This window comes from Mesorhizobium sp. M7A.F.Ca.ET.027.02.1.1 (assembly GCF_004022985.1).
GTDB lineage: Bacteria > Pseudomonadota > Alphaproteobacteria > Rhizobiales > Rhizobiaceae > Mesorhizobium.
In genome coordinates, this window is record NZ_RZOL01000365.1 from 1 (window position 1) to 6,247 (window position 6,247).

Consider the following 6,247-nt stretch of genomic DNA (forward strand, 5'->3'; position numbering starts at 1 on the left):
GCGCTGCTGGATGGCAACCATACGCATTTCCATGCCCAGCATGCATCGACCGGCAGCGGCGCACCGGCCCCCGACAACATCGACCAGCGTGTCCAGGAATCCATCAAGGACATGACCGGGGGCGCCATCGGGCTCGCCATGGGCGTACTGGCCGTCGCCACCTCGCTCTTCTTCGTCGGCCAGAAGCTGCTTGAAAACTCCGTCGAGGTGAAGGGGCTGGAGTTCCTCGGCAGCTATGGCAGCGCCATCCTCGCCTTCCTGGCCGTCGCCACCTATGTGCCGCTGAACACATGGATCGCCGTCAAGCTCGGCGGCCTGCTCGAGCGCCTCAACGTCAGGATGCAGAAGGCCGAAGGCAGCTATCGCGGCGAACTGACGACGTTCCTGCGCCGCTCCTTCCATGTCGCGGCGTCTCAGGGCGAAGGCGTGCAAAGGACCATGCATGGCCGGCTCTATGTCGATATCGACGGCACCTGGACGCGGCTGAACATCGTCAACACCGTCTATATGTCGTTCGAGCTGATCTACAATTTCATCGGCGCCCGCATTGTCGCCTATGGACCGGGCCTCGTGCCGTTCATCCACAACCGCCTCGATCTGAAGGGCTATATAACCGGCTCCGAGCTGGTCAATTCTCTGATCGGCCAGTGTTCGTGGTTCATCCACGTCATGCCCGCCATCGCCACGCTGCGCGCCAACAGCCAGCGTGTCACCGAGTTGGCCAACGCGATCGAGAATGTCCAGCATCCGCAGGAATTCTACAGCCAGACCGGCCGCTCCGATTTCCACTACACCAGCCAGAACCCGGTTTTCGGCCTGACCATCCAGAAGCTCGAACTGGCGCATCAAGGCGAGGATGCGACGCCCTTCCTCAGCGCCGCCAATTTGCGCTTCCGGCGCGGCGAATGGACTTTCCTGAAGGGCGAGTCCGGCTGCGGCAAGACCTCGCTGATCAAGGCGATCAACGGCCTGTGGCCCTATGGCCGCGGCACCATCGTCTTCCCCGAAGGCGTGAAGAGTTTCTATGCCGCCCAGGAGGTTAAGCTGCAGCCTGTGTCGCTGAAGCAACTGGTCTGCCTGCCGGGCTCCGAGCACGACCATGGCGACGCGCAGGTGGCGTCGGCGCTGCACAAGGCCGGGCTTGGCGACTTCATCGAGCACATGGCCGACGAAAGCCGCGAAGGCAAAAGCTGGGACCAGGTGCTGTCGGGCGGCCAGAAGCAGAAGCTGGTGGTGGCTCGCATCGTGCTGCAGCAGCCGGGGCTGCTGTTCCTTGACGAGGCGACCGGCGCGCTCGACCCCGACGGCAAGGTCGCCTTCCACCAGGCCATCAAGGACAACTGCCCCGATGTCACGGTGATCAGCGTCATGCACGAAGCGGTTGCGCCGAGATCGATGAGCGGCAGCGAATTCTATCACAGCATCGTCGCGATCGCCGACGGCGTCGCCACCAAGAAGCCGCTGGTTCCGACCCTGCCCGCCGAGCTCACCACCATTCTCGTGCAGCCCAGGCCGGTCCCAAGGCCGGTCGAAGACAAGTGGCTGCGTTTCTCGCGCCGGCTGAAGCAGAAATAACGGTTATTCCACCCCGGTCTGCCGAGGCGAACGGCGGCCGGCGATCACAGTCTCGCGATCTTGGCCGCTCGTCGGCATTTTCCCTCCTCACCGCGATTGACACGGCAAGGCGCGCTCCTATGTTGCGCCCGCTTGCAGATAGTAAAAACGCGAACCCGCAAGCGGAAAGGTCACCGCGCCATGCCTGGCGACAGTCACAGTCGAACGCAACAGCCGACCGCCCTGACGTGACTCACATGGTTCATGTCCTGCCGGACGGCAAGGAGTGAGCCAGGAACGAATTTACCACAGTGGCAAGCGACGAGGCCGTCGCGATTGCCGGTATCCTAGCCAACGATCACGTCGCCGACATTGTCGAAGCCCTCAACAGGGAGCCTCGAGAGAACGCGACGGAACTGCTCTATGAAGTGACGTTCGAACGTCTGGTCGAGATCTTCGACCAGCCGGAACTCGACGGCGCGTCCGAACTCATGGAGGCGCTGCCGCGCGCCAAGGCGGGCAAGCTGCTCATCGCCATGTCGGTCGACCGCGCCGCCGACATCCTGCGCGAGCTGGAAGAGCCGGCCCGTTCCGAGCTGCTTGGCGGGCTTGCGCCGCCGCTGCGCGCAACGCTGCTCTCCATCCTCGGCTATCCCGAAGGCAGCGCCGCATCGATCATGACGACGGAGTTCGTCAGCGTGCCGTCGGACTGGACCGTCGGGCAGACGCTCGACTACATCCGCAAGGTCGAGCGGACGCGCGAGACCGTCTACGCGATCTATATCGTCGATCCGCAGACGCACCTGCTTGTGCGCTCGACGGGCCTGCGCCGGCTGATCACCGGTGAGCCTGACGATCCGATCATGACGGTGGCGCCGGATCACCTTCCGGTGACGGTCGGCCCGCTGACCGATCGCGAAACCCTGGCGCAGACGATTTCCAAATACGATCTGCTCGCCCTTCCGGTCGTCGACCATGGCAAGATCCTAGGCATCGTCACCATCGACGACATCATCGACACGATGGTCGCGGAGACGACCGAGGACGCGCACCGTTTCGGCGGCATGGAGGCGCTGGACGAGCCGTACATGAAGATGAGCTTCCGCGCCATGATCAGGAAACGCGGCGGCTGGCTGTGCGCGCTGTTCATCTCGGAGATGCTGACGGCCAACGCCATGCAGAGCTATGAGGGCGAGCTGGAGAAGGCGATCGTGCTGACGCTGTTCATCCCGCTGATCATGAGCTCCGGCGGCAATTCCGGCTCGCAGGCGACCTCGCTGGTCATCCGCGCGCTGGCGCTGCGCGAGATCGGTCTTGGCGACTGGTGGCGGGTGGCGCTGCGTGAGCTGCCCACCGGCCTGGTGCTGGGCGCCATGCTCGGCGTGGTCGGCGTCTGCCGCATCGCGCTGTGGCAATATATGGGCTTCTACGATTATGGCCCGCACTGGCCGCTGATTGCCACCACGGTGGGTGCTGCACTGGTCGGCATCGTCACCTTCGGTTCGCTGTCGGGGTCGATGCTGCCGTTCGCCTTGAAACGTATCGGCTTCGACCCTGCCAGCGCATCGGCGCCGTTGGTCGCCACGCTGGTCGATGTCACCGGGCTGGTGATCTACTTTTCGGTGGCGCTGGTGATCCTGCGCGGCACGCTGCTGTAGCGACTATCTCCGCCGTGGCATGACCTTGCCGCGGCGGAGTTCCTCAACCCGGATTTGCCGTCAATCGACGCGCGCGCCGTCCTTCACGCGATAGGTCGGCTTGTACATGGTGACCAGTTCTTCCGCCGCTGTCGGATGCACGGCCATCGTACGGTCGAAATCGTCCTTGGTGAGGCCGGCCTTCAGCGGGATGCCGAGCAGCTGCGCCATCTCGCCGGCGTCCGGCCCCAATATGTGGGCGCCAAGCACTTTCTTCGACGCGCCATCGACCACCAGCTTTATCAGCATCTTCTCGTCGCGCCCGGACAGCGTGTGCCGCATCGGCCGGAATGTCGCGCGGTAAATCTCGATGTCGGGGAAGCGCTTGACGGCGTCGTCCTCCGACAATCCGACAGTGCCGATCTCCGGCTGTGAAAAGACAGCGGTCGCGATCGTCTCGTGATCGGGCGCGGTCGGATTTCCCTTGAAGGCGGTTTCGATGAAGCACATCGCCTCATGGATCGCCACCGGCGTCAGCTGCACGCGGTTGGTGACGTCGCCGATCGCCCAGACGTTGTCGATGTTGGTGCGGGAATATTGGTCGACGGCGATGGCGCCGGTCTTGGTCATCTCCAGTCCGATGCCTTCCAGGCCCATATTCTCGGTGTTGGGAATGCGGCCGATGGCCAGCATCACCTGGTCGACGGTCAGCACCTCGCCGCCGCTGACGAGCGCGTCGAGCCGGCCGTCCGGCCGCTTGCGGATCCATTCGGACACGGAATGGCAGAGGATCCTTATCCCCTTTTTTTCCATCGTCTCGTGCAGCATGCGCCGCAGGTCCATGTCGAACCGGCTGAGGATCTCCTTGCCGCGATAGACCAGCGTGGTGTCGACGCCAAGACCGTGAAAGATGTTGGCGAACTCGACGGCGATATAACCGCCGCCCTCGATCATGATCGCCTTGGGCAATTCCTTGAGGTCGAAAGCCTCGTTGGAAAAGATGCAATGTTCATGGCCGGGCAGCGCCGGATGCGCCGCGGGTCGGCCGCCGGTGGCGATCAGGATCTGGTCTGCCGTGACGGTGCGATCCTCGCCCAGAAGATGCACGACATGCGGATCGACGATCATGGCGCGCGAGTGGAAGGTCTCGCCGCCGGCGCCCTCGACGTTCCTGACGTAGATGGCCTCCAGCCGGCTGATCTCGCGATCCTTGTTGGCGACCAGCGTCTGCCAGTCGAAACTGGCTTCCGGCACCGTCCAGCCATAGCCGGCGGCGTCGGCAAAATGCTCGGGAAATTGCGAGGCATAGACATAGAGCTTTTTCGGCACGCAGCCGCGGATGACGCAGGTGCCGCCATAGCGATATTCCTCGGCGATGCCGACACGCTTGCCGAGAGCCGCGGCGACACGCGCCGCCCTCACCCCGCCCGAACCGCCGCCGATGACGAAAAGATCGTAGTCGTAACCAGCCATGACGCGGCTCCCAGGCTTCAGAAATGTGTCAGACAGGTAGGCCGCAAACCGTCAAAAGAAAAGCCCGGACAGGCCGGGCTTTCGCGGGAGGCCGCAAGGCCATTTGAAAATGCGGGGTCAGTTGTTGTCCGCAGGGGCCGCGCCATCGGCGGGCGCTGCGCCATCGGCCGGAGCGGCGGCTCCGGCGGCGGGCGCGGCAGGTGCAGCCTGCGCCTTTGCCTTGGCGGCTGCGGCCAGCGTTTCGCCGACCTGCTGGGCGAGATCGCGGCCGAGGCCGTTCTGCCAGATGTCGGCTGCCTTGACCAGTTCGCGGGTCACCGTCGGGCCGCTATCGAGCAGCTTCTTGCCCGAATCGGAATTGTAGAAGGCGGCGATGTCGGTCAGTTCCTTTTCGGAGAACACTTTTGCGTAGGCGAGTGCGGCTTCCTTCTCGAGATCGGCGCGGCGCGAGGCCAGCGCCAGCGCCTTCTCGCTGATCGTCTTGCCGATCAGTTCCTGCATGTCCGGGTTCTTCTGGATCAGCTGCGATTCGAGCGCCGCGGCCGCCTGCGGCAGGATGTTGTCGAACGGGTCGGTCGCGTGGATCGCAGCGACCGCCGCGCGGGCGGCCTTCAGGTGCGATTCCGTGACATCCTGCGAAAACGCCGGCGAAGAAAAGGCGAAAACGGCCGAGGCCGCCAGAAGGACGGAAAGGCTGCGAACCCGGTTATGCAACGTCATGATCGGTAGAACTCCCTGGTTTTCGGGCGGCATGGACGGTTTGGATGCCGTCGCCGCCGGCGATGATGGCCGCTGAAGCCAGCCCGATGAAAAGACCATGCTCGACTACGCCCGGAATGGCGTGGAGAGCATTCGAAAGCGCTCTTGTATCCGGAATGCGGCCAAAAGATGCATCGAGGATAAAATGGCCGCCGTCTGTAACAAAAGCCTGGCCGCCCGTCATCCTCAATGTGACCGGCCCGGAAAGACCGAGCTTTTCAGCCGCCGCGGCAACCGCGATTTCAGTGGCGCGCAGGCCGAATGGATTGACCTCGATCGGCAGCGGAAAACGGCCGAGCGTCTCGACCATCTTGGAGCGGTCGGCGATGACGATCATCCGCTGGGACGCCGCGGCGACGATCTTCTCGCGCAGCAGCGCGCCGCCGCCGCCCTTGACCAGGGTCAGTTCCGGGTCGACTTCGTCGGCGCCGTCGACGGTGAGATCGAGCTCTGGCGTTTCCTCCAGCGTCGACAGCGGCACGCCAAGTTCGCGGCACAGCAACGCGGTGCGCTCCGAAGTCGGCACACCAATGACGGTCATGCCGGTGGCGACCTTTTCGGCAAGCAGCCGCACGAACTCCTCGGCCGTGGTGCCGGTGCCGATGCCGAGCCGCATGCCGTCGCTTACATGGGCAAGTGCGGCGCGCGCGGCTTCGACCTTCAATTGCCTTGCATCCATGTCGGTTGTTGCCCCGGAAATTCGCTGCCGGGCTCGTAGCATTTTTGCCGGTCCGGTCAAAGCCCCAGGCGACGGGTCCCCCAGGTGATGCCGCTATAGGAATTATTTCCTTGACCGGTGAGTGCAGCTATGCTACATTTTTGCC

5 protein-coding genes are annotated in these 6,247 nt (G+C 63.9%); 2 read left to right on the forward strand and 3 right to left on the reverse strand.

The annotated features are described in order from the left end of the window. Both EN749_RS28325 and mgtE read left to right on the forward strand, forming a co-directional pair. Window positions 1-1,575: ABC transporter ATP-binding protein/permease (locus EN749_RS28325; protein ID WP_145991030.1), on the forward strand; the 1,575-nt coding region annotated here is incomplete at its 5' end. 290 nt (window positions 1,576-1,865) lie between these two features. After that, window positions 1,866-3,212, forward strand: coding sequence for a magnesium transporter (mgtE, locus tag EN749_RS28330; RefSeq protein ID WP_128364398.1), 1,347 nt, complete (start codon window positions 1,866-1,868; stop codon window positions 3,210-3,212). 60 nt (window positions 3,213-3,272) lie between these two features. Here the strand turns inward: mgtE and gor are convergent, their stop codons facing one another. The 3 genes from gor to rpiA all read right to left on the reverse strand — a co-directional run bounded on the left by gor (window position 3,273) and on the right by rpiA (window position 6,102). Continuing rightward, window positions 3,273-4,664, reverse strand: a complete 1,392-nt coding sequence (gene gor / locus EN749_RS28335; RefSeq protein ID WP_128364399.1) for a glutathione-disulfide reductase — start codon at window positions 4,662-4,664, stop codon at window positions 3,273-3,275. A 117-nt stretch (window positions 4,665-4,781) separates the two neighbouring features. Further along, entirely contained in the window at window positions 4,782-5,384 is a 603-nt protein-coding gene (locus EN749_RS28340; protein ID WP_127318742.1) for a DUF2059 domain-containing protein, read from the reverse strand. Further along, the gene (gene rpiA / locus EN749_RS28345; RefSeq protein ID WP_027036598.1) at window positions 5,371-6,102 is read right to left on the reverse strand and encodes a ribose-5-phosphate isomerase RpiA; all 732 of its coding nucleotides are present in this window, start codon (window positions 6,100-6,102) and stop codon (window positions 5,371-5,373) included. Before rpiA ends, EN749_RS28340 begins: the two co-directional genes overlap by 14 nt. Between the last annotated feature and the right edge of the window lie 145 nt (window positions 6,103-6,247).